We start from the raw sequence: 23365 nt of genomic DNA on the forward strand, positions 1-23365 counted from the left end.
CGCGCCTCCCGCCTGAGGGTGACCGTGAGCGGCGGGACCCGTCGTCCGCGTACGGCGTCAAGGGCGTGCGGCGGTCCGGACGGCGTACGGACGAGAGGGACCCGCTCTCATGGGAGACCGGCGGCGCCCCCCGGGTCAAGAGCCGGGGAGCACCGTACGCGCGTGTGTCGGCGTCACGGCGTACGGGTGCCGGGCTCAGGACGCGGGTTGGGACTCCGGTCCGGTGATCCCCTGCGTGGCCTGCCGGGCGGACAGCGCGACGTTGAAGCGGGTGAGGAGCGCGGTGAACGTCTCGCGCTCCTCAGGTGCCCAGTCGTGCGTCAGTTCGGCCATGAGCTGGCGCCTGGAGGAACGTACCTCCTCGAGCCGGGACAGCCCGCGCGGGGAGAGCTGGAGGACCACCGCGCGTCCGTCCTCCGGGTGCGAGGTGCGCTTGACCAGACCGGTGTCGACCAGGGGGGCGACCTGCCGGGTGACCGTCGAGGAGTCGATGCCCATGCTCGCGGCGAGCGCCTTGACGCCCATGGGACCTTCCTTGTCGAGGCGGTTGAGCAGCAGGTACGCGGCACGGTCCATGGAGTTGCGCACCTGCCCGACCCCGCCGAGCCGCGTCTGCTCGGCACGGCGTGCGAACACGGCTACCTCGTGCTGCAGCGTGTCCAGAAGACCGGGGTCACCGACAGCGCTCATATCGGGCATGTCCATCGACATTTCAGGTGTTGTGGGCATCGCCGGGGGCTCACTTCGTGCGTGGGGAGCTGGGTTGGGGGACAGGGTACGCGGCCGGGGCGCAAGGTGTACCAGGGCTGTGCAAACCCGTTCCGAGGCGTGGTCGGGGCCGCTGTGGACGAGCGTGAACTGCGAGACTGGTGGTCATGAGCTACAGCACGGCCGACTCCTTGCCGACGGTGACGCCGGACGACGTCCGAGGCGCCCAGAAGATGCTCTCGGGCGTCGCACGTGTCACCGCCATGGAGGGCAGCAGGCACCTGTCCCAGCTGGTCGGTGCCCCGGTGCACCTGAAGTGCGAGAACCTCCAGCGGACCGGGTCGTTCAAGCTGCGCGGCGCGTACGTGCGCATCGCGGGGCTGCTGCCCGAGGAGCGTGCCGCGGGCGTCGTCGCCGCGAGCGCGGGCAACCACGCGCAGGGCGTGGCGCTCGCCTCCGCGCTGCTCGGTGTGCACTCCACGGTCTTCATGCCGAGGGGCGCCCCGCTGCCGAAGATCAGCGCGACCCGCGAGTACGGCGCGGACGTACGGCTGCACGGCCAGGTGGTGGACGAGACGCTGGCCGCCGCGCAGGAGTACGCGGCCGAGACGGGCGCTGTGTTCATCCACCCGTTCGACCACCCGGACATCATCGCGGGGCAGGGCACCGTGGGCCTGGAGATCCTGGAGCAGTGCCCCGATGTGCGCACGATCGTCGTCGGCACCGGCGGCGGCGGGCTGCTCGCGGGCATCGCGACCGTGGTCAAGGCGGTGCGCCCCGAGGTGCGGGTGGTGGGCGTGCAGGCGGAGGGCGCGGCCGCGTATCCGCCCTCGCTGGCGGCCGGGCGTCCGGTGCCGGTCGTCAGCGCGGCGACGATGGCCGACGGCATCAGGGTGGGGCGACCAGGGGACGTGCCGTTCCGCATCGTCCGCGACCTGGTCGACGAGGTCCGTACGGTGTCCGAGGACGCGCTGTCGGCCGCGGTGCTGCTGTGCATGGAGCGGGCCAAGCTGGTCGTCGAGCCGGCCGGCGCGAGCCCCGTCGCGGCGCTGCTCAGCGACCCGGGCGCCTTCGAGGGCCCGGTGGTCGCGGTGCTGTCCGGCGGCAACGTCGACCCGGTGCTCCTGCAGCGCATCCTGCGGCACGGCATGGCCGCGCAGGGCCGTTACCTGGCCGTACGGCTGCGGCTGACCGACCGCCCGGGCGCCCTGGCCACCCTTCTCGGGGTGACGTCGGCGGTGGACGCCAACGTCCTCGACGTGAGCCACGTGCGGACCGACCCCCGGCTCGGGCTCACGGAGGCGGAGGTCGAGCTGCACCTGGAGACGAAGGGGCCGGAGCACTGCGTGGAGGTGGGACGGGCGCTGCGGGAGGCGGGTTACACCGTCATCGGCTGAGGTCGGGCGCGGTGTCGGAGCGGTCGGGCGGAAATCCGTTGAGCTACGCGATACATCGCGTTATGGTGTGTGTGGCTCGTCACCTTGTGGCGGTCTCGCCATCATCGCGCTTTGCGCGTACTTTGCGATATCCCCTGTCCCGACGTTTGCCTGTCCCCGACGCTTGCCCGTCCCCGGACGGCTCGCTCTTCCCCGACGACGTGGAGAACTCATATGCCAGGCGCCATCCATGCCGAAGGCCTGGTCAAGACCTTCGGAGACGTAAGGGCTCTGGACGGCGTCGACCTCGACGTCCCGCAGGGCACCGTGCTCGGCCTCCTCGGCCCGAACGGCGCGGGCAAGACCACCGCGGTCCGCTGCCTGACGACCCTGCTGCGCCCCGACAGCGGCCGGGCGCTCGTCGCAGGCATCGACGTACTGAAGGACCCGGACGCGGTGCGCCGCTCGGTCGGTCTGTCCGGGCAGTTCGCCGCGGTCGACGAGTACCTCACCGGCCGGGAGAACCTCCAGATGGTGGGCCGGCTCTACCAGATGCGGGGCAGGGCGGCGAAGCAGCGGGCGGCCGAGCTGCTGGAGCAGTTTCACCTCACGGACGCCGCCGACCGCCCCGCCAAGACCTACTCCGGCGGTATGCGCCGCCGTCTCGACCTCGCCGCCGCCCTGGTGGTCCGGCCGCCCGTGATGTTCATGGACGAGCCGACGACGGGCCTCGACCCGCGCAACCGCCAGCAGCTCTGGGAGGTCATCAAACAGCTCGTCGCCGGCGGTACGACGCTGCTGCTGACCACCCAGTACCTCGAAGAGGCCGACCACCTGGCGCACGACATCGCCGTCGTCGACCACGGCCGCGTCATCGCCCGCGGCACCTCCGACCAGCTCAAGGCGCGAACGGGCGGTGAGCGCGTCGAGATCGTCGTGCACGAGCGCGAGTACATCGCGACCGCCGCCGAGGTGCTGAGCCGCTTCGGCAAGGGCGACACCACCGTCGAGGAGCACACCCGCAAGCTCACGGTCCCGGTCACCGGCGGCGCCAAGCTCCTCGCCGAGATCATCCGCGAGCTGGACGGCCGCGGCATCGAGATGGACGACATAGGGCTGCGCCGCCCCACCCTCGACGACGTGTTCCTGTCCCTGACCGGCCACGCCGCCGAGGAGAAGCCCGAGGACGACGGGGCCGCCGGGAAACCCAAGGCCCGCAAGCGCACGAAGGAGACCGCCAAGTGACTGCCGGAACCGACACCGTGCCCGTCGCGGCGCCCGCCAACCGCGTCACCCAGTCCGTCCGCGACTCCCTGGTCGTCGCCCAGCGGAACCTGATCCGCATGGGCCGCATTCCCGAGATGCTCATCTTCGGGCTGATCCAGCCCATCATGTTCGTGGTGCTGTTCACCTACGTGTTCGGCGGCTCGATCCAGGTCGGCTCGTCCAGCTCCACCCAGGCCTACCGCGAGTTCCTGATGGCCGGCATCTTCGCCCAGACCGTCACGTTCGCCACGGCGGGCGCGGGCGCGGGCATCGCCGACGACATGCACAAGGGCCTCATCGACCGCTTCCGCTCCCTGCCGATGGCACGCGGCGCGGTGCTGACCGGCCGTACCATCGCCGACCTGGTGCAGACGGCGCTCACCCTCGTCGTCCTGGCGGTCGTCGCCCTGATCGTCGGATGGCGCACGCACGAGAACTTCGGCAAGGTGCTCGTCGGATTCGGTCTGCTCCTGCTGCTCGGGTACGCGTTCTCGTGGATCGGCGCGCTCATCGGCCTCTCCGTGCGCACCCCGGAAGCGGCGACCTCGGGCGGCCTGATCTGGCTGTTTCCGCTGACCTTCATCTCGAACGCGTTCGTGGACGCCAACCAGATGCCGTCCTTCCTGCGGCACATCGCGGAGTGGAACCCGTTCAGCGCCACCGTGCAGGCGTGCCGTGAGCTGTTCGGCAACCTTCCCCCGGGCTTCCGGACGCCCGACGCCTGGCCCATGCAGCACCCCGTGTGGGCCTCGCTGATCTGGTCGGTCGCGATCATCCTGCTCTTCCGCACACTGGCGGTCCGCAAGTACCGCAGCGCGACGGCGTGACACGGCGGTGAGCCCCGCGGCGAGGCCGGAGGCCCGCCGCGACGCCGCCCGAACGCGACGCGGCCCCAGGGGCGCACAGGAGGCGCCCTGGGGCCGCGGAGCGTCGGGAGGGCTCAGCCCTGGTAGGGCTCGGCCTTGAGGATCTTCACCATGGCCTTCTTGCCGTTCGGCAGTTCGTACTCGGCGTCCTCGCCGACCTTCTTGCCGTTCACGCCCGTGCCCAGCGGGGACTGCGGCGAGTAGGTCTCGATGTCCCCGCTCGCGTACTCGCGGGAGGCCAGCAGGAAGGTCAGGGTGTCGTCCTCGTCACCGTCGAAGGCGATCGTGACGACCATGCCCGGCGCCACCACGCCCTCGGCCGCCGGAGCCTCGCCGACCTTGGCGTTCTCCAGGAGCTGGGTCAGCTGGCGCACACGGAGCTCCTGCTTGCCCTGCTCCTCCTTGGCCGCGTGGTACCCGCCGTTCTCACGCAGGTCGCCCTCCTCGCGCGCGGCCGCGATCTTGGCGGCGATCTCCGTGCGCGCAGGACCAGAAAGGTACTCCAGCTCGGCCTTGAGCTGGTTGTACGCCTCCTGGGTCAGCCAGGTGACGTTCTCGCTGGTCTGGGTCACAGGTGCTCCTCGTCGGTACTGGGAATACAAAGCATCGCCCTACCCAGAAGCATGTTCCTTCACGGGTGGGCGAAACCACGAGCCTAACAATTCACCGGCGAAAGGGGGAGGACATAAGCCATCAGAATTACGTCACCGCAGGTCAGCGCCTACGCGACACGAGTGACGTCAGTCGGCGTGACAGCCCAGCAGCTCCGCCGTCGTCCCCGGCGCGGTGGTGCGCAGCGTGACGACCTTGTCGATCCGCGTGGCGTGCCCGCCGAACCGGAAGTCCGCGCGGCCCACCTCGGTGCCGTCCGCAGCCTGGGACCGCAGGGTGCAGTAGCCGTCGGCGTCCGCGTCCTTGCGTACTTCGAGATGGGCCTTGACCGTGTCCTGCGAGGTCTCGAACGTGATGACCTGGCCGCTGATCTTGTTCTGGCCCACGTAGTGGTACCCGAACCAGCCGACCAGCACGAGCAGCGCCGCCCCCAGCACACTGCCGACGATCTTGAGTGTCCGGTCGGCGCGCTCGTCCGCGGAGCGCCCGTAGCGGCCCTCGGGCGGCCGCGTGCTCACCGTAGTCATGATCGTCCTCTCGGCCGGGGCGGGACGGATGTCCCGAAACGGACGTCCGGGGACCGCACCCGGAATTTTTCACCCCACGATTCGGTCACTATAGAAGCCGCCCATCGCGCCGCATCACACCGGGCGCCGACTTGCCGACTTACCGAGGATCGAGTCTTGACTGACCAACTGCGACTGATGGCCGTGCACGCCCACCCCGACGACGAGTCGAGCAAGGGGGCGGCCACCATGGCGAAGTACGTGTCCGAGGGGGTGGACGTGCTGGTGGTGACCTGCACGGGCGGGGAGCGCGGCTCCATCCTCAACCCGAAGCTGCAGGGCGACAAGTACATCGAGGAGCACATCCACGAGGTACGCAAGAAGGAGATGGACGAGGCCCGGGAGATCCTCGGCGTCAAGCAGGAGTGGCTGGGCTTCGTCGACTCGGGTCTGCCCGAGGGCGACCCGCTGCCCCCGCTGCCGGAGGGCTGCTTCGCGCTGGAGGACGTCGACAAGGCGGCCGGCGAGCTGGTCCGCAGGATCCGCGCGTTCCGCCCGCAGGTGATCACCACCTACGACGAGAACGGCGGCTATCCGCACCCCGACCACATCATGACCCACAAGATCTCGATGGTGGCGTTCGAGGGCGCGGCGGACACCGAGAAGTACCCGGAGGGCGAGTTCGGCCCGGCGTGGCAGCCGCTCAAGCTGTACTACAACCAGGGCTTCAACCGTCCCCGCACCGAGGCGCTGCACAAGGCGATGCTCGAGCGGGGCCTGGAGTCGCCCTACGGGGAGTGGCTGAAGCGGTGGGACGAGTTCGAGCGCGCGGAGCGCACGCTGACCACCCACGTCCCGTGCGCGGACTTCTTCGAGATCCGCGACAAGGCGCTGATCGCGCACCGCACGCAGATCGACCCCGACGGCGGCTGGTTCCGCGTCCCGCTGGACCTGCAGAAGCAGGTCTGGCCGACGGAGGAGTACGAGCTGGCGAAGTCCCTCGTGGACACGTCGCTCCCGGAGGACGACCTCTTTGCAGGCATCCGCTAGCCCTGAGGGACAATGCCTGACATGAGCGCAAGCGTGAGCCTGGCCGTGACGCACCTCGTGCCGCTGGCCGAGGTCGATCAGAACAAGGTCACCCCCGGCGTCCTCGGCTTCATCGTCTTCGCGGTGATGGCAGTGGCGGTGTGGGGACTGATGAAGTCCATGAACAAGCACATGGGGAAGGTGTCCTTCGAGGAGGACCCGTCCGCCTCCGGCGAGGAGGCCGGGAAGAAGGGCCCGGGCGCGGCGAAGGGGGCCCCGAAGGCCCAGCAGGGCTGACGGTCCTCCGGCCCTTCGCCCCCTTCCCCTGCTCGGACGGGCTTGCGGTCCGCGGTGCCGCGAACGGTTTCGGCCGATTCGGCACCGCCGGGCGGCGTCGTCGTGACGGCCGGAAAAGGGTCGTAGGTGCGGAAAGCACCCCAGGCCCGCCCGGTGGGCCTGCTCTTCTCCGCGGCGCCCGATGCCGTGGGAGAGTGGAACGGTGAACCGACTGGCCCATGAGACGTCCCCGTATCTGCTCCAGCACGCCGACAACCCCGTCGACTGGTGGCCCTGGTCGGCCGAGGCCTTCGACGAGGCCCGCAGGCGGAACGTGCCCGTCCTGCTGAGTGTCGGGTACAGCAGTTGTCACTGGTGCCACGTCATGGCGCACGAGTCCTTCGAGGACCGGCGCACCGCCGACTACCTCAACGAGCACTTCGTCAGCGTCAAGGTCGACCGCGAGGAGCGGCCCGACGTCGACGCCGTCTACATGGAGGCCGTGCAGGCCGCCACCGGCCACGGCGGCTGGCCCATGACCGTCTTCCTCACCCCCGACGCCGAGCCCTTCTACTTCGGTACCTACTTCCCGCCCGCCCCCCGCCACGGCATGCCCTCCTTCCGGCAGGTCCTCGAAGGCGTCCGGCAGGCCTGGGCCGATCGCCGGGACGAGGTGACCGAGGTCGCCGCGAAGATCGCGCGGGACCTCGCCCAGCGCGAGATCAGCTACGGCGACACCCGCACACCCGGCGAGGAGGAACTCGCCCAGGCCCTCCTCGGACTCACCCGCGAGTACGACGAGCAGCGCGGCGGCTTCGGCGGGGCGCCCAAGTTCCCGCCGTCCATGGTCATCGAGTTCCTGCTGCGCCACCATGCCCGCACCGGTTCCGAGGGCGCCCTGCAGATGGCGCGGGACACCTGTGAGCGCATGGCCCGAGGCGGTCTCTACGACCAGCTCGGCGGCGGTTTCGCCCGCTACTCCGTCGACCGGGAGTGGGTGGTTCCGCACTTTGAGAAGATGCTCTACGACAACGCCCTGCTGTGCCGTGTCTACGCGCATCTGTGGCGTGCCACCGGCTCGGACCTCGCCCGCCGGGTCGCCCTGGAGACCGCCGACTTCATGGTGCGGGAACTGCGCACCGCCGAGGGCGGGTTCGCCTCCGCGCTCGACGCCGACAGCGACGACGGCACGGGTCGGCACGTGGAGGGCGCCTACTACGTGTGGACCCCGCAGCAGCTTCGCGAGGCACTGGGGGACGACGACGCCGAACTTGCCGCCCAGTACTTCGGGGTGACCGAGGAGGGTACGTTCGAGCACGGTTCCTCCGTCCTGCGACTCCCGCAGCAGGAGGGCGTGTTCGACGCCCGGCGGATCGAGTCGATCCGGGGCCGCCTCTTCCGGAAGCGGGCCGAGCGCCCCGCCCCGGGCCGTGACGACAAGGTGGTCGCCGCCTGGAACGGCCTCGCGATCGCCGCGCTCGCCGAGACCGGCGCGTACTTCGACCGCCCCGACCTCGTGGACGCCGCACTCGGCGCCGCCGACCTGCTCGTACGCCTGCACCTGGACGAGCACGCCCGTCTGTCCCGTACGTCGAAGGACGGCCGGGCGGGCGCGAACGCGGGCGTGCTGGAGGACTACGCGGACGTCGCGGAGGGGTTCCTGGCGCTCGCCTCCGTCACCGGCGAGGGGGTGTGGCTGGAGTTCGCCGGTTTCCTGCTCGACCATGTGCTCACGCGGTTCACCGACGGCAGCGGCGCGCTCTACGACACCGCCGCGGACGCCGAGCAGCTCATCCGCCGCCCCCAGGACCCCACCGACAACGCGACCCCGTCGGGCTGGACCGGCGCCGCGGGTGCCCTGCTGTCGTACGCGGCCCAGACCGGTTCGGAACCCCACCGGGCCGCCGCCGAGCGGGCGTTGGGCGTTGTCAAGGCGCTCGGGCCGCGGGTGCCGCGCTTCATCGGGTGGGGGCTCGCGGTCGCCGAGGCGCTCCTGGACGGGCCGCGCGAGGTGGCGATCGTCGGTCCGGCGCTCGACGACCCCGCCACAAGGACCCTGCACCGCACGGCACTGCTGGGCACGGCGCCCGGGGCGGTGGTGGCGCTCGGCACTCCGGGGAGTGATGAGCTGCCGCTCCTGGTTGACCGGATTCTGGTCGATGATGAGCCGACCGCGTACGTCTGCCGTAACTTCACGTGCGATGTCCCGACCACCGACCCGGACCGTCTCCGCAACGCGCTGAGCGGCTGAAACGCCCCATCGGGCGATTGGCGCCAGATGGTCGGATTGAGCGGGTGTTCCTGTAGATCCCCGTAAGGAACTGGCCGTTCCGAAACAAGCTATTTATCTGAAGAGCTCCCTGCCTTCACAGTTCCCTCCTAGTCTCTCCATGGTGACGCGACAGCAGTAACTCGCTGTCGCGACAGGGGGTTTGGGGATCTGGGGGGGGGGATCTTTTTGCTGACGTCTGTCTTCGTTGCCGTCGTCTCACTCGCCTTGTTCTGGATGGCGGCCTTCACTCTGTGGTGGCAGATGCACGCGTGGCGTACGCCCGAGGTGCTCGCCTCCACCCGGTTCAGCAGCCCGGACGGCGGGGAGCACGTCTCGTTCTCGCTGCTGCTGCCCGCGAGACACGAGCAGGCCGTGCTGGACCACACGATCCAGCGGCTGCTCGAGTCGACCCACACCGACTTCGAGATCATCGTCATCGTGGGACACGACGACCCCGAGACCACCGCGGTCGCCCGCAGGGCCGCGGCCCGGGACGCACGGGTCCGTGTCGTCGTCGACCACCACGAGAAGAAGAACAAGCCGAAGGCCATGAACACGGCGCTGCCGCACTGCCGCGGCGACGTCGTCGGAGTCTTCGACGCCGAGGACCAGGTCCACCCGGAGCTGCTCGCCCACGTCGACCACGCGTTCCGCACCACGGGCGCCGACGTCGTCCAGGGCGGGGTGCAGCTCATCAACTTCCACTCGAGCTGGTACAGCCTGCGCAACTGCCTGGAGTACTTCTTCTGGTTCCGCTCCCGGCTGCACTTGCACGCGCAGAAGGGGTTCATCCCGCTCGGCGGCAACACCGTCTTCGTACGGACCGACGTGCTCAGGGAGGCCGACGGCTGGGACCCGAACTGCCTCGCCGAGGACTGCGACCTGGGCGTCAGGCTCTCCAGCGTCGGCAAGAAGGTCGTCGTCGCCTACGACTCCGACATGGTGACCCGGGAGGAGACCCCCGGCTCGCTGATGTCGCTGCTCAAGCAGCGCACCCGCTGGAACCAGGGCTTCCTGCAGGTCTACCGCAAGAAGGACTGGCAGCAGTTGCCCGGCTTCGGGCGGCGGATGCTCGCCCGCTACACCCTCATGACGCCGTTCCTCCAGGCCTTCTCCGGCGTCATCATCCCGCTCAACGCCGCGATCGCCCTCTTCCTGGACGTGCCCGTCGGCATCGCCTTCCTCACCTTCCTGCCACTGGTCACCGCGGCGGTCACCTTCGTCTTCGAGGTCGTGGGGCTGCACGACTTCGGCAAGCAGTACGGGCTGCGCGTGCGCTTCGTCCACTACGTGAAGCTCGTCCTGGGCGGCCCCTTCTACCAGGTGCTCCTCGCCGGCGCCGCGATCCGTGCCGTCTGGCGCGAGCAGCGCGGCCGCAACGACTGGGAGCTGACCAGCCACGTCGGCGCCCACCTGACCACGGCGGGCGTGATCCGCGAGTCCCGAGAGGACGTTGCTGCGTGACCTCCACTCTTCCCGCGGTGACCGGCTCCAAGGTCCCCGCGCAGGGCACACCTGTCCCCGAAGCCGTCCCCGCCGCCGGCCCGGCGTTCCGTTTCCGCGGCTCCCGCCCGGATCTGGCGCTGTGCGCGGTGCTCCTCGCGGTGATCCTGACGGTGCAGGGCTGGAACATCGCCGACTATCCGGCCCTCAGCGACGACGAGGGCACCTACCTCGCCCAGGCGTGGGCCGTGCAGAACGGCCACGGGCTGGCCCACTACACGTACTGGTACGACCACCCGCCGCTCGGCTGGATCCAGATCGCCCTGCTCACCTGGATCCCCGCCCGCCTCGACGCCGGCCTGATGACGGTCGGCTCGATGCGGTCCGTGATGCTGCTGGTCAGTGCGGTGAGCGCGGTCCTGGTGTACGTCCTCGCCCGCCGTCTGAGGCTGCCGATGTGGGCCGCGGGGCTCGCCATGGTGCTCTTCGGGCTCTCCCCGCTGTCGGTGGTGCTCCAGCGGGAGATCTTCCTCGACAACATCGCGGTGATGTGGACGCTCCTCGCGTTCACCCTGGCCGCGTCCCCGAGCCGCCACCTCTGGCACCACTTCGGCGCCGGCCTCGCCGCCGCCGCGGGCGTCCTGACCAAGGAGACGATGCTGGTCGTCCTGCCCGCCGTCTTCCTGACCATGTGGCGCCACAGCCACCGCGACACCCGGAAGTTCGCGCTCACCGGCGCGATCACGGCGTGCGCGCTGATCGGGCTGTCGTATCCGCTCTTCGCCCTCCTCAAGGGCGAGCTGCTGCCGGGCGCCGGCCATGTCTCGCTGTGGGACGGCATCCGCTACCAGATGAGCCGGGCCGGCTCCGGATTCATCCTCGACCCGGGCTCCGGCTCCCACGGCGTCCTGCACTCCTGGCTCTACTACGACCGGGTCCTGCCGCTCGGCGGTCTCGCCGGGGCGCTGCTGATCCTGCTCACCTGGCGCTGGTCGGTCACCGCGCGGGCGCTCGCCGGGCCCGCGCTCGCCGTCGCCGTCCTGGCCCTGGTCGCGATGCGGCCGAGCGGTTACCTGCCCGCGATGTACGTCATCCAGGCGCTGCCGTTCCTCGCACTGGTCCTGGCGGGCGCCACGGCGAGCGTCGTCCACCTGGTGCTGCACCGGTGGCGCGGCGGGTCCGAGAGGCCGTACGTCACCTGGGCGCGGTACGGCGTGGCGGCGCTGCTCGTGGCCGCCGCCGGGGCGTATGTCGTGCCCCGCTGGTACGACGGCGACCGCACCGCCGTCACCGCCGACGCGGGCGCCCCCTACCGGGCCGCCTCGCACTGGCTCGGCAGCGAGGTCAGCGACCCGGAGGACACCCGGGTCCTCGTCGACGACGCCCTCTGGCTCGACCTGGTGCACGCCGGGTACCGGCCCGGGCTCGGCGTCGTCTGGTTCTACAAGGCCGACCTCGACCCGGCCGTGACCAGGACGATGCCGCGCGGCTGGCGCGACCTCGACTACGTGGTCGCCTCCCCGACGGTGCGGCGCGACGCGGTGAACCTGCCCAACGTCAGGGCCGCGCTCCAGCACTCCACACCCGTCGCCACCTTCGGCAGCGGGCCGGACCGGATCGAGATCCGCCGGATCGACCGGGCCGAGGGAGGAGCCCGATGAGCCACGAATCCACCGTCCCCGGCGAACTGGGCGATCCGGCGGTCCGGGCCGCGGAAGTCGCCGAACCCGGTGCGGTCACCATCGTCGTCCCGACCTTCAACGAGTCCGGGAACATCCGCGAACTGCTGCGCCGGATCACCGAGTCGGTGCCCGCCCGGCTGCCGTGCGAGGTCGTCTTCGTGGACGACTCCACCGACGACACCCCCGACGTGATCGCCCGCGAGGCGCAGGACTGCCCGTTCCCGGTCACCGTGCTGCACCGTGAGGAGCCGGTCGGCGGGCTCGGCGGGGCCGTCGTCGAGGGCATGAAGGCGGCCGGCTCCGACTGGATCGTCGTCATGGACGGCGACCTCCAGCACCCGCCGTCCCTGGTCCCGGAGCTGATCGGCACCGGTGAGCGGGCGAACGCCGGGCTCGTGGTCGCCTCCCGCTACCTCGAGGGCGGCAGCCGTGCCGGACTCGCGGGCGGGTACCGCGTCGCCGTCTCCCGGGGCGCGACCTGGCTGACCAAGACGCTCTTCCCGCGCAGGCTGCGCGGGATCAGCGACCCGATGAGCGGCTTCTTCGCGATCCGCCGCAGCGCCGTCACCGCGGAGGTCCTCCAGCCGCTCGGCTACAAGATCCTCCTGGAACTCGCGGTGCGCGGCAGGCCGCGTGAGGTCGCCGAGGTGCCGTTCGTCTTCCAGGAGCGGTTCGCGGGGGAGTCCAAGTCGACGGCGCAGGAGGGGTTCCGCTTCCTGCGCCACCTGGCGGGGCTGCGCACCGCCTCGCCCCTCGCGCGCATGGTCGCCTTCGGGCTGATCGGCGCGTCCGGCTTCGTACCGAACCTGGTCGGCCTGTGGGCGCTGACCGGGCTCGGAATGCACTACCTGCCGGCGGAGATCCTCGCCAACCAGCTCGGCGTCGCCTGGAACTTCCTGCTCATGGAGCACCTGCTGTTCCGCGAGCGGCGCCGGCACCGCCGCTGGTGGGACCGGGCGGGCCGGTTCGGGCTCCTCGCCAACGCGGACCTGGTGCTGCGCATCCCGCTGATCGCGCTGCTGGTCGGCACGTTCGGCGTGGGCGTACTGCCCGCCACCGCGCTCGCGCTGGTCATGACCTTCGTTCTGCGCTTCTTGGGGACCGAGGCGCTGGTCTATCTGCCGCGCCGGGGCCGGGGGGCTCGGGCCGGACGCCGCACAGCAAGGAGAGCCGTATGAGAACCGTCCGCAGACTCCGCTCGTCCCGCAGACGCAGAACCGCCCTGCTCGCCGTGACCGGCCTGACCGCGGCCCTGCTCCTGACCTCGCCGCAGCCCGCCTCGGCCGCCAACCTCGTCAAGAACCCCGGTTTCGAGACCGACGGCACCGACGGGATGCCGTACTGCTGGGAGAGGTCCGGCTGGGGCGACAACGACTTCACCTTCACCACCACCGGTGACGCCCACTCGGGCGGCAAGGCCATGAAGGTCGCGCTGACCCGCCGCGTGAGCGGCGACCGCAAGGCGCTCATCACCGAGTCCGCGAGCTGCGCCCCGGTGGTGACGCCGGGCAAGCAGTACGACCTGTCGCTCTGGTACAAGTCGACGACCCCGGACACCTCGGTCACCCTGTTCCGGCACGACAAGACGGCGGGCTGGCAGTACTGGACCGACCTCAAGACGCTCGACATGAGTTCCGCCTGGGCGCAGGCGAGCGTGCGCACCCCGGCGGTCCCGGACGGCACCGACCTGATCACCTGGGGTGTGTCGGTGTACGGCACCGGGTCCGTCACCACCGACGACTACACCATGGAGCAGGTCGCCGACCCGCTGCCGCCGCCGCAGTGCACCGGCACGGCGGACCAGTGCGCCAACGGAAGCTGGACGGTCCTGCCCACGCAGAACCCGGTCCGCTCCATGCACTCCGTCGTCCTGAACAACGGCAAGGTGCTGCTGATCGCCGGTTCCGGCAACAGCGAGGAGAACTTCGCGGCGGGCTCGTTCACCAGCGCCGTCTACGACCCGACGAACGGCTCGTACAAGGTGATCCCCACCCCGAAGGACATGTTCTGCGCCGGGCACATCCAGCTCCAGGACGGGCGGGTGCTGGTGCTGAGCGGCAACAAGGCGTATCCGGTTCCGGGCGGGCACGGCTACGAGGGGTTCAAGGACTCGTACATCTTCGACCCCAAGACGGAGACGTACTCCAGGACGAACGACCTCAACGACGGCCACTGGTACCCGTCGGCGACCGAGCTCGGCAACGGTGACGTGATCTCGTTCGGCGGGCTGCGCGAGGACTCCACGGGTTCGGTGACCACCGAGTACTGGTCGGACAAGGACCAGCAGTGGCAGCCGCTGTGGAAGGTCAACCAGACCTGGTCGTACTGGGGCCTGTACCCGTCGATGATCCTGATGCAGGACGGCCGCCTCTTCTACTCGGGCAGCCACGTCTTCGGCAACAACATCCCGGGCACCGGCTCGGCGATCTACGACTACCACGCCAACACCATCACGCAGGTCCCGGGCCTGCAGAACAAGGACGAACGCGACCAGTCGGCGAGCGTGCTGCTGCCCCCGGCGCAGGACCAGAGGGTCCTCACCATCGGCGGCGGCAACATCGACTCCAACCCGGACGCGGGCCGGCTGACGGACATCATCGACCTCAAGCAGGCCAACCCGTCCTACGTCGCCGGGCCGCCGCTGCCGCAGGGCACCGTCGACCTCGGCAACGGCAAGGTCGCGGAGACCGGGAACCAGGGCAAGATGTACGTCTCGGCGGTCCTGATGCCCGACGGCAAGGTGCTGGAGACGGGCGGTGCCCTGCACAACCGGGCCAACCCGGTCTACGAGTCGTCGATCTTCGACCCGAACACCTCCACGTTCGACCCGGTGGCCGCCGACCCCGAGTCGCGCGGCTACCACTCCTCCGCGTTCCTGCTGCCGGACGGCCGCATCATGGCGACCGGCGACAACCCGGGCAACGGCACGTGGAACCACAACGTGTCGATCTACTCGCCGCCGTACCTGTTCAAGGGCACCCGCCCGACGATCACCTCGGTGATCACCAACGAGTGGACGTACGGCACCACGCAGCGCATCACGGTCGACCGGCCCATCGCCAAGGCGGAGCTGATCCGGCCCGCGGCGGTCACCCACTCCTCGGACCCGAACCAGCGGTTCGTGGACCTGCCGCTGTCGGTGGACGGCAACAACGTCGACCTGAACGTGACGAGCAACCCCGACCTGGCCCCGCCCGGCTGGTACATGCTCTTCGCGGTCGACGCCAACGGCGTCCCCTCGGTGGCCAAGTGGGTCCACCTCCAGGGCCCGGCGGCCCTGTCCGCGGAGGTGGCCTCGCCCCACGTCCACTCCTTCGCCGACTCGCTTCAGGGGAAGACGACGGGCGCCGGCACCAGGCGCACCTCGCAGAAGGTCAGCCCGACGATCTCCGGCTGCGACCGCCACTACGGCTCGGTCAACGTATGCGTGCCGACGGTGTTCCCGCCGCAGGTGAGGAAGACGACGGCCGCCCGCTGCGCCTGGCTGAAGGCGAACGACTACGGCCGCCTGGAGGTCAACGGCAAGGACGACCCGCTGGGCCTGGACCCGAACGCGGACGGGGTGGCGTGTTCCAGGGGTGACATGAAGAGGCGTTAGCCCGGGCTCGACACCTGCGCGAGGGCGCGCTCCACGATCGCCTCCAACTGGTCGTGGTGCGCGCCCTTCCAGTACGCGCGGCCGCAGTCGAGGCAGCGGGCGAAGACGTCGTACGTCCGCCGGGTGCCGTGTTCGAGCTGGTCGGCGACCTCCTCCTTGGTCGCGTCGCGGAGCAGCCCGTTGCAGGCCGTGCAGCGCGTCCACGGCCGCAGCTCGGGTGCGAACCGGTCCAGGACGTCCCGCAGTTGCTCCTCGGGCCGGGTGCTGTAGACGAACGCGCCCGCCCACAGCTCGCGGCGGCGCAGCAGCCCCCGGTCACGGCTGAGCATCACCCGGCGCTCGGCGGCGGACCGGGCCGCGAGGGCCGCGTCGCCGATGTCCGTGGACTCGTACGCCGCGTCCACGCCGAGCAGTCGCAGCCGGCGGGCCAGGGTGCCCAGGTGGACGTCGAGGAGGAAGCGGAGCGGGGCGCCGGGGACCTGCTGGGGCCGCTCGACGGGACGCACCTCGACGGTCTCCCCGGCGGCCGGCACATGGGACGCGGCCACGGCACGGCCGTCCACGACGAGCGCCCCGACCTCGGTGAGCGGCACACCCAGCGACTCGACGACGTGACCGAGCGTGGACGCCCCGTCGGTGACGACCTCCGTGGGGCGACCGCGCCGCGCGTGCGGGACGAAGAGCCCCAGCTCGGGGGCGAACTCGATGTGGATCTCGGGTCCGTTCACCTGGTCAGGATGGCACGCGGGCGGCTCAGGAGCCTTCGGGTTTCCGCTCCAGTCCGTGTTCCATGACGTCCAGCGCCCGGTCCATCAGGTCATGGAGCTCGCCCTCGAAGCCGTTCTCCGCCCAGTACATGGAGACCTCCATCATGCCGCCGATGAGGGCCATCGCGCAGACGCGCACTTCGAGGCCGTCCGGGTCGCGGCCGGTGCGCTCCGCGAGGGCCTGGCGGAGCAGGCGCCCGGTCTCCGACATGCTCTCGAAGTACCGGGAGCGGACGGCCGGGACCTGCACCCCGAGCCGCGCCCGCAGCCGGAGCACCTCGGGGTCCTCCTGCTCGCTCAGGTCGAGGGCCTTGTGCATCACGTACCGGATGGAGTCCATCCAGGGCTCGTCCCCGGGCCGTGCGCGCAACTCCTCCAGCATCAGGGGGTCGTACTCGTCCGTGAGGACGATGTCCTCCTTGGTCGGGAAGTAACGGAAGACGGTGGACGGCGACACCTCGGCCCGGTCGGCGATCTGCTCGATCGTCGTGGCGTCGTACCCCTGCTCTCTGATCAACGCGTAGGTCGCGGCGCGGATGGCCTCGCGGGTCTTGATCTTCTTCCGCTCGCGCAGTCCGAGTCGGGGGCGGTCGGCGGGGGAGTAGGGGGAACGTGCGGCCGTCATGACGGTCATTGTCCGGCATCCGCTCCGGTGGCGACCAAGGCCGGGCTGCCTGCGGCTCGCCCCGTGCGGTGGTCGGAATCCCAGGCCGACCGGCCTGGAGGAGGCTCGCGGGGCTCAAGGGACGGGGCGGGAACATCGAACGGACGCGCCCCTCACGGGCCGACTGGGCGGCGCCCGGCATCACAGCAGGACCGCGCCGGCTTCGAGACTGCCGTCGCGGTGTGCTCGTGTGACTGTTCTCGGGGTCACGTGCACCCGGGCGCGTCACCCGACGCCCCGGGCCTCGGCGGATAACTCTGTCACGGTGAGAAGACGGGCACTGTGCGCTGCACACGTTTCCAGGGGGCCGGGCCTGACACGGCGGCGTTTTCTGCGGGCAGGCGCTTCGGCTGCAGCCATGACCCGGGCTGGTCAGCCCATGGCCGCCGCACAGGTCGTTCCCCGCCTGATCACCGACCGCCAGTTGATCATCCTCTGCGATCAGCAGTCACAGTCCGTAATCCTCACGGACGCCGGAACCCTCAGGGCCCACCGCGAGCGCGGACTGGACCTGACCGCGCTTTGGTCCTGGTCTCCCGCATCGGCCGTGGAGCTGGCCGACCTGCTGCCGTCCAGGAGCTGGATCAATGTGAGCGAGGCCAAACAAGTCGGGACGCCGGACGGCACGCTGCTCCTGGCCTGTGCTTCGGGTGGTATGGCCGTCGCCTTCGACCCTGGGCGGGGATCCGCTTACTGGGCGACGAACGTCCCCGGCTCGAGCAATCTTCACAGTCTGGAAATGCTGCCGGACGGGAATATCGCCGTGGCCGCCAGCACGGGCGGTTACATCCGTGTGTACACATCGTCCCAGGGTCCACGCTCCAGCGACTACGTGCAGCACCCTCTGCCCGGGGCCCACGCCCTCTCGTGGGACGAGGGGCAGCGTCTGCTGTGGGCGCTCGGCGCCTCGGAGCTGCACGCACTCGCTGTCGACGGGACCAGGGCCGCACCGAGCCTCACCCTGCGACGCCGGCTTGCCCTGCCCGACGAGGACGGCCACGACCTCGCTCCTGTCGTCGGCGTCCCCGATGACCGCTGGGTGACCACAGGCCGCCATGTGTACCGGGTTTCCCTGACGAGCGGAAAATTCGCTCGCGTCACCGCACCCAGCGGCATCGACAAGGCTCACGTCAAGAGCATCAGCCAGCACCCGACAACAGGCCAGGTCATCATGGTCAGCCCCGACGATCGGACCTCCTGCGGTTGGTGCAGTTCGCGTGTCGACTTCGTGGATCCGAGCCGGCAGGACGCATTGATCGGCACAAGTGTGTACAAGGCGCGATGGTGGCTCGAGGGCCGGCCGGGTGGCTGAGCCGGCTCGGTGCGGGTGGCGTCCTCGCCGGCTCGACCGTGCAGGAGGTCGTCGGTCTCGTTCCCGGCGCCGAACGGGAACGGCCATGGCTTTGGGAAGCCATGGCCGCGGGGAAAGCGCCTCGATCCGCTAGGCGTGCTGGTACGCCACCAGTGAGATGCACACGTAGTGCACGACGAAGGCGGCCAGCGTGAAGGAGTGGAAGACCTCGTGGAAGCCGAACCAGCGCGGTGACGGGTTCGGCCGCTTGATCCCGTAGATCACGCCCCCGGCGCTGTAGAGCAGTCCGCCGACGATGACGAGCACGAGGACGGCGATCCCGCCCGTCTGCAGGAAGTCGGGGAGGAAGAAGACCGCCGCCCAGCCCATCGCGATGTAGCAGGGCGTGTACAGCCAGCGCGGGGCGCCGACCCAGAAGACCCGGAAGACTATGCCGGCCGCCGCCGCGGCCCAGATGCCCCACAGCAGCCACTGCCCCTTCGCGCCCGGCAGGAGCAGCAGGGTCAGCGGCGTGTACGTGCCCGCGATGATCAGGAAGATGTTCGCGTGGTCGAGCCGGCGGAGCACGCCGTCCATGCGCGGGCTCCAGTTGCCGCGGTGGTAGAGCGCGCTCACGCCGAAGAGCAGACAGGCCGTCAGGGCGTAGATTCCGCAGGCGATTCTGCCGCGCGTGGAGTCCGCGAGGGCCGTGAGGACCAGGCCCGCGACGAGGACGGCGGGGAACATCCCGAGGTGCAGCCAGCCGCGGAGCTTCGGCTTGACCGGGTGAGGCAGGGAGAGCGCCACGGGACCGCGGCCGGCTGCCGGCGGGTCCGTGGGCGCGTCGGGGACGGACGCAGTCATGCGCCGCATGGTACCTACGGAACCGTAAGTTGTGGATCAAAGTGCGACCTGTATCACCCGACCCGTCCGGCCTGTGGCGATATGGGCGCCGCGCAAAAAAACCTTCTGTCGAACTCTACGTGCACGCAAAGAAACGCGGAAACGTGTGGCGATCCCCACTCCGCTCAGGTGTGACGTCCTCTGGACAGATGCGCAATCTCGTCGGATGATCAAATGAGTGCGGTCGGCACCGGATGAGCGGCTACGAAGCATCCGGGTCGCAGCCCCCACGGGGCAATCAACACAAAATCCCTCATCTAGGAGCGATCGTGGCGCGCGACATCGCGGCTCCCTCAACCGTCCCCACCCAGCACAAGGAACTGATCTCGTGGGTCAACGAGATCGCGGAACTTACGCAGCCGGACAGCGTGGTCTGGTGTGACGGATCCGAGGCCGAATACGAGCGCTTGTGCGATGAGCTCGTCCGCAAGGGCACCTTCAGGAAGCTCGACCCGATCAAGCGCCCGAACTCGTACTACGCCGCCTCCGACCCCACGGACGTGGCCCGGGTCGAGGACCGGACGTTCATCTGCTCCGAGAAGGAGGAGGACGCGGGTCCGACCAACCACTGGAAGGCCCCCGCGGAGATGCGGGAGATCTTCCAGGGTGAGAACGGCCTGTTCCGCGGCTCCATGCGCGGCCGGACGATGTACGTCGTGCCCTTCTGCATGGGCCCGCTCGGCTCGCCGCTCTCCGCGATCGGCGTGGAGATCACGGATTCCGCGTACGTCGCGGTCTCCATGCGCACCATGACGCGCATGGGGCAGGCGGTCCTGGAGGAACTCGGCTCCGAGGGCTTCTTCGTCAAGGCCGTGCACTCGCTGGGCGCCCCGCTGGAGCCCGGCCAGGAGGACGTGCCCTGGCCCTGCAACCCGACCAAGTACATCTCGCACTTCCCGGAGTCCCGCGAGATCTGGTCGTACGGCTCCGGCTACGGCGGCAACGCGCTGCTCGGCAAGAAGTGCTACGCGCTGCGTATCGCCTCCGTCATGGCGCGTGACGAGGGCTGGCTGGCCGAGCACATGCTGGTCCTCAAGCTGACCCCGCCGCAGGGCGAGTCCAAGTACGTCGCCGCCGCCTTCCCGAGCGCCTGCGGCAAGACGAACCTCGCCATGCTGGAGCCGACGATCTCCGGCTGGACGGTCGAGACGATCGGCGACGACATCGCGTGGATGCGGTTCGGCGAGGACGGCCGGCTCTACGCGATCAACCCCGAGGCGGGCTTCTTCGGCGTCGCGCCCGGCACCGGTGAGCACACCAACGCCAACGCGATGAAGACGCTGTGGGGCAACGCGGTCTTCACCAACGTCGCCCTCACCGACGACAACGACATCTGGTGGGAGGGCATGACCGAGGAGTCGCCCGCCCACCTGACCGACTGGAAGGGCAACGACTGGACGCCGGAGTCCGGGACCCCGGCGGCCCACCCCAACGCCCGCTTCACGGTCCCGGCCTCGCAGTGCCCGATCATCGCGCCGGAGTGGGAGGACCCCAAGGGCGTGCCGATCTCGGCGATCCTCTTCGGCGGCCGCCGCGCCACCGCGGTCCCGCTCGTGACGGAGTCGTTCGACTGGAACCACGGTGTGTTCCTGGGCGCCAACGTGGCCTCCGAGAAGACCGCCGCGGCCGAGGGCAAGGTCGGCGAGCTGCGCCGCGACCCGTTCGCGATGCTGCCGTTCTGCGGTTACAACATGGGCGACTACATGGCCCACTGGATCGACGTCGCCAAGGACAAGGACCAGTCCAAGCTGCCGAAGATCTACTACGTCAACTGGTTCCGCAAGAACGACGAGGGCAAGTTCGTCTGGCCCGGCTTCGGCGAGAACAGCCGCGTCCTGAAGTGGATCGTGGAGCGCCTGGAGGGCAGGGCCGAGGGCGTCGAGACCCCGATCGGCATCCTGCCGACCAAGGAGGCCCTGGACACGAACGGCCTCGAACTGTCCGAGTCCGACCTGGAGTTCCTGCTCACGGTCGACAAGGAGGTCTGGCGCGAGGAGGCCGCCCTGGTCCCCGAGCACCTCAACACCTTCGGCGACCACACCCCCAAGGAGCTGTGGGACGAGTACCGCGCCCTGGTCCAGCGCCTGGGCTGACGCCCCCATGAGTTCCGCGGCCGGCCCGACCTGCCCTGACCTGCAACGTCGTCCCGGCCGGCCGCGGGAGCAACATCATCACATTTCCGGTCCGGGCCCGCACCGTACAACGGCGTACGGTGCGGGCCCGGACCGGTCCGCGCGCGTACGCCCATACGCGCCGCGCGGCAGGGGAAAAGAGTGCGTGTATGGGCAATTCACCTATGGTGCTGTCGTGCGCGGAATTCTGCTGGCCGGGGGCACCGGCTCGAGGCTGTGGCCGTTGACCCGCTCGGTGTCGAAACAACTGCTGCCGGTCTTCGACAAGCCGATGGTCTACTACCCGCTGTCCACGCTGGTGATGGCCGGCGTCCGGGAGATCCTGATCATCACCACCCCGGAAGACCAGTGCCAGTTCCGCCGACTGCTCGGCGACGGAGGCCAACTGGGCCTGCGGCTGGAATACCGGGCGCAGGAGCGCCCGGAGGGCATCGCCCACGCTTTCGTCCTGGGGGCCGACTTCATCGGCGACGAGCCGGTCGCGCTGATCCTGGGCGACAACATCTTCCACGGCACCGGCCTCGGCACACGGCTGGCCCGCCACGGCGAGCTGAAGGGCGGCAGGGTGTTCGCCCACCAGGTCGCCAACCCCTCGGCGTACGGCGTCGTGGAGTTCGATGAGCAGGGTCGCGTGCTGTCCATCGAGGAGAAGCCGGCCCGGCCGAAGTCCCGGTACGCCGTGCCCGGCCTGTACTTCTACGACAACCAGGTCGTCGAGATCGCGGCCGGTCTGCGGCCCAGCGCCCGGGGCGAGTTGGAGATCACCGACCTCAACCGCGTCTACCTGGAGGCCGGGACGCTGCAGGTCACCCGGCTCGACCGGGGCACCGCGTGGCTGGACACCGGCACCTTCACCTCCCTGGTCCAGGCCTCGGAGTTCGTCCGCGTGATCGAGGAACGCCAGGGCTTCAAGGTGGGATGCGTCGAGGAGGCGGTCTGGCGGGCCGGCCTGATCGACGACGACCGGCTCCGGGAACTGGCCCGGCCGCTGCTCAAGAGCGGCTACGGCCGCTATCTGCTGGGCCTGCTCGAGGACCCGGACTCCCGATGCGTCATCGCGCCGCCGAGGAGGGGCGCGGACACCGGAACGCGGCGCGAGGAAATGCTGCACACCGGACCGGGTGCCGTGGTGTGACGCCTCCTTCTGCCGACTAAAGTCGCGCGGCCGACGTCCCGAAGACAGGGACGTCGTGTTCGGAAATTTTCCGAAGAAGCTGCGTGGTGGAAGGAAGAAATCACGTGCGACCACTGGCCATTGAAGGGGCCTGGGTGGACACGCCCAGGGTGTTCGCGGACGACAGGGGTCGATTCCACGAGTGGTTCAAGGACGAGAGATTCCAGGATTCCATCGGCCAGGGGCTCCGCCTCGCCCAGGCCAACTGCTCTCGTTCGGTTCGGGGAACCCTGCGCGGAATTCACTATGCGTCGGTTCCGCCGGGCCAGGCGAAGTACGTCACGTGTGTCAGCGGCGCCGTCCTCGACGTGGTGGTCGACATCCGCACCGGTTCCCCGACGTTCGGGAAATGGGAGGCGGTGCGGCTGGACGACACGACGCACCGCTGTGTCTACCTCTCCGAGGGGCTCGGTCATGCCTTCATGGCGCTGGAGGACAACTCCACCGTCGTCTACCTGTGTTCGGAGGGGTACGCGCCGCAGCGGGAGTTCGGGATCCATCCGCTCGACCCGGCGCTGGGCATCGCCTGGCCCGACGACCTCGTGCCGTGCCTGTCCGGCAAGGACGCGGCGGCGCCCACGCTCGAGGAGGCGGAGCGGCAGGGGCTGCTGCCCTCCTTCGAGGCCTGCGGCGCCTATCGCAGAAGTCTCGCCGTAGCCGCACTCCACTGACCGGAATTTCTGCCACGGCATCGCGCCATTCCCGCTTCGGCAATTCCGTCGGTGCGCCGGACGATGCATTACAGCCACCCGGGTGATCTTGGACTATGCCAGGAGCCAATTCGTAATCATTCCATCTCC

The 23365-nt window shown here is 69.8% G+C and carries 20 protein-coding genes; 14 read left to right on the top strand and 6 right to left on the bottom strand.

Annotated elements, in window-relative coordinates:
• Positions 1–195: 195 nt before the first annotated feature.
• On the bottom strand, positions 196–711 hold the full coding sequence (locus ACZ4SW_RS28455) for a MarR family winged helix-turn-helix transcriptional regulator (protein ID WP_468251326.1): 516 nt from the start codon (positions 709–711) through the stop codon (positions 196–198).
• A 164-nt stretch (positions 712–875) separates the two neighbouring features.
• Here ACZ4SW_RS28455 and ilvA point away from each other — a divergent pair, with 164 nt between their 5' ends.
• The 3 genes from ilvA to ACZ4SW_RS28470 all read left to right on the top strand — a co-directional run bounded on the left by ilvA (position 876) and on the right by ACZ4SW_RS28470 (position 4177).
• On the top strand, positions 876–2105 hold the full coding sequence (ilvA, locus tag ACZ4SW_RS28460; protein WP_468251328.1) for a threonine ammonia-lyase: 1230 nt from the start codon (positions 876–878) through the stop codon (positions 2103–2105).
• Positions 2106–2318: 213 nt separating this feature from the next.
• The gene (locus ACZ4SW_RS28465) at positions 2319–3329 is read left to right on the top strand and encodes an ATP-binding cassette domain-containing protein (protein WP_468251330.1); all 1011 of its coding nucleotides are present in this window, start codon (positions 2319–2321) and stop codon (positions 3327–3329) included.
• Positions 3326–4177, top strand: coding sequence for an ABC transporter permease (locus ACZ4SW_RS28470; protein WP_468251332.1), 852 nt, complete (start codon positions 3326–3328; stop codon positions 4175–4177). The genes ACZ4SW_RS28465 and ACZ4SW_RS28470 overlap by 4 nt, the downstream gene beginning before the upstream one ends.
• Positions 4178–4290: 113 nt before the next feature.
• Here ACZ4SW_RS28470 and greA read toward each other — a convergent pair whose 3' ends face one another.
• Positions 4291–4788, bottom strand: coding sequence for a transcription elongation factor GreA (gene greA, locus ACZ4SW_RS28475; protein WP_468251335.1), 498 nt, complete (start codon positions 4786–4788; stop codon positions 4291–4293).
• Between the two features lie 168 nt (positions 4789–4956).
• The gene (locus ACZ4SW_RS28480; protein ID WP_468251337.1) at positions 4957–5355 is read right to left on the bottom strand and encodes a DUF4307 domain-containing protein; all 399 of its coding nucleotides are present in this window, start codon (positions 5353–5355) and stop codon (positions 4957–4959) included.
• 156 nt (positions 5356–5511) lie between these two features.
• Between ACZ4SW_RS28480 and mca the strand changes: the two genes are divergently transcribed.
• The 7 genes from mca (at position 5512) to ACZ4SW_RS28515 (ending at position 15634) form a co-directional block, all read left to right on the top strand.
• Positions 5512–6384, top strand: coding sequence for a mycothiol conjugate amidase Mca (gene mca / locus ACZ4SW_RS28485; protein ID WP_468251338.1), 873 nt, complete (start codon positions 5512–5514; stop codon positions 6382–6384).
• Between the two features lie 12 nt (positions 6385–6396).
• A complete protein-coding gene (locus tag ACZ4SW_RS28490) occupies positions 6397–6660 on the top strand; it encodes a hypothetical protein (protein WP_468251340.1) in 264 nt (87 codons plus the stop codon).
• Between the two features lie 181 nt (positions 6661–6841).
• Entirely contained in the window at positions 6842–8890 is a 2049-nt protein-coding gene (locus ACZ4SW_RS28495; RefSeq protein WP_468251342.1) for a thioredoxin domain-containing protein, read from the top strand.
• 207 nt (positions 8891–9097) lie between these two features.
• On the top strand, positions 9098–10375 hold the full coding sequence (locus ACZ4SW_RS28500) for a glycosyltransferase (protein WP_468251344.1): 1278 nt from the start codon (positions 9098–9100) through the stop codon (positions 10373–10375).
• Entirely contained in the window at positions 10372–12015 is a 1644-nt protein-coding gene (locus ACZ4SW_RS28505) for an ArnT family glycosyltransferase (RefSeq protein WP_468251346.1), read from the top strand. Before ACZ4SW_RS28500 ends, ACZ4SW_RS28505 begins: the two co-directional genes overlap by 4 nt.
• A complete protein-coding gene (locus ACZ4SW_RS28510) occupies positions 12012–13214 on the top strand; it encodes a glycosyltransferase (protein WP_468251348.1) in 1203 nt (400 codons plus the stop codon). The genes ACZ4SW_RS28505 and ACZ4SW_RS28510 overlap by 4 nt, the downstream gene beginning before the upstream one ends.
• Positions 13211–15634 (top strand): galactose oxidase-like domain-containing protein, encoded by a 2424-nt coding sequence (locus ACZ4SW_RS28515; protein ID WP_468251350.1) that lies wholly within the window; start codon positions 13211–13213, stop codon positions 15632–15634. The genes ACZ4SW_RS28510 and ACZ4SW_RS28515 overlap by 4 nt, the downstream gene beginning before the upstream one ends.
• Here ACZ4SW_RS28515 and ACZ4SW_RS28520 read toward each other — a convergent pair.
• A complete protein-coding gene (locus ACZ4SW_RS28520) occupies positions 15631–16362 on the bottom strand; it encodes a Mut7-C RNAse domain-containing protein (RefSeq protein WP_468251352.1) in 732 nt (243 codons plus the stop codon). The genes ACZ4SW_RS28515 and ACZ4SW_RS28520 overlap by 4 nt on opposite strands.
• A gap of 25 nt (positions 16363–16387) precedes the next feature.
• Entirely contained in the window at positions 16388–17026 is a 639-nt protein-coding gene (locus ACZ4SW_RS28525; RefSeq protein ID WP_468251354.1) for a TetR/AcrR family transcriptional regulator, read from the bottom strand.
• A 418-nt stretch (positions 17027–17444) separates the two neighbouring features.
• Here ACZ4SW_RS28525 and ACZ4SW_RS28530 point away from each other — a divergent pair, with 418 nt between their 5' ends.
• A complete protein-coding gene (locus ACZ4SW_RS28530) occupies positions 17445–18377 on the top strand; it encodes a DUF6528 family protein (RefSeq protein WP_468251356.1) in 933 nt (310 codons plus the stop codon).
• A gap of 129 nt (positions 18378–18506) precedes the next feature.
• Here the strand turns inward: ACZ4SW_RS28530 and trhA are convergent, their stop codons facing one another.
• Positions 18507–19220 carry a PAQR family membrane homeostasis protein TrhA gene (gene trhA, locus ACZ4SW_RS28535; RefSeq protein WP_468251358.1) on the bottom strand — a complete coding sequence of 238 codons (714 nt, stop codon included), beginning with the start codon at positions 19218–19220 and terminating at the stop codon, positions 18507–18509.
• Positions 19221–19528: 308 nt separating this feature from the next.
• Here trhA and ACZ4SW_RS28540 point away from each other — a divergent pair, with 308 nt between their 5' ends.
• The 3 genes from ACZ4SW_RS28540 (at position 19529) to rfbC (ending at position 23236) form a co-directional block, all read left to right on the top strand.
• Positions 19529–21352, top strand: coding sequence for a phosphoenolpyruvate carboxykinase (GTP) (locus tag ACZ4SW_RS28540; protein ID WP_468251360.1), 1824 nt, complete (start codon positions 19529–19531; stop codon positions 21350–21352).
• A 214-nt stretch (positions 21353–21566) separates the two neighbouring features.
• Entirely contained in the window at positions 21567–22526 is a 960-nt protein-coding gene (rfbA, locus tag ACZ4SW_RS28545) for a glucose-1-phosphate thymidylyltransferase RfbA (protein ID WP_468251363.1), read from the top strand.
• A gap of 104 nt (positions 22527–22630) precedes the next feature.
• On the top strand, positions 22631–23236 hold the full coding sequence (gene rfbC / locus ACZ4SW_RS28550) for a dTDP-4-dehydrorhamnose 3,5-epimerase (RefSeq protein ID WP_468251365.1): 606 nt from the start codon (positions 22631–22633) through the stop codon (positions 23234–23236).
• The last annotated feature ends 129 nt before the right edge of the window (positions 23237–23365 follow it).

Source organism: Streptomyces sp. NPDC028331, from assembly GCF_055565775.1.

Bases quoted from the DNA above. Each gene is read 5' to 3' on its own strand.
- ACZ4SW_RS28455 (WP_468251326.1), bottom strand. From the start codon at position 711: ATGTCGATGGACATGCCCGATATGAGCGCTGTCGGTGACCCCGGTCTT.
- ilvA (WP_468251328.1), top strand. From the start codon at position 876: ATGAGCTACAGCACGGCCGACTCCTTGCCGACGGTGACGCCGGACGAC.
- ACZ4SW_RS28465 (WP_468251330.1), top strand. From the start codon at position 2,319: ATGCCAGGCGCCATCCATGCCGAAGGCCTGGTCAAGACCTTCGGAGAC.
- ACZ4SW_RS28480 (WP_468251337.1), bottom strand. From the start codon at position 5,355: ATGACTACGGTGAGCACGCGGCCGCCCGAGGGCCGCTACGGGCGCTCC.
- ACZ4SW_RS28490 (WP_468251340.1), top strand. From the start codon at position 6,397: ATGCCTGACATGAGCGCAAGCGTGAGCCTGGCCGTGACGCACCTCGTG.
- ACZ4SW_RS28495 (WP_468251342.1), top strand. From the start codon at position 6,842: ATGCCGTGGGAGAGTGGAACGGTGAACCGACTGGCCCATGAGACGTCC.
- ACZ4SW_RS28510 (WP_468251348.1), top strand. From the start codon at position 12,012: ATGAGCCACGAATCCACCGTCCCCGGCGAACTGGGCGATCCGGCGGTC.
- ACZ4SW_RS28515 (WP_468251350.1), top strand. From the start codon at position 13,211: ATGAGAACCGTCCGCAGACTCCGCTCGTCCCGCAGACGCAGAACCGCC.
- ACZ4SW_RS28525 (WP_468251354.1), bottom strand. From the start codon at position 17,026: ATGACGGCCGCACGTTCCCCCTACTCCCCCGCCGACCGCCCCCGACTC.
- ACZ4SW_RS28530 (WP_468251356.1), top strand. From the start codon at position 17,445: ATGGCCGCCGCACAGGTCGTTCCCCGCCTGATCACCGACCGCCAGTTG.
- trhA (WP_468251358.1), bottom strand. From the start codon at position 19,220: ATGACTGCGTCCGTCCCCGACGCGCCCACGGACCCGCCGGCAGCCGGC.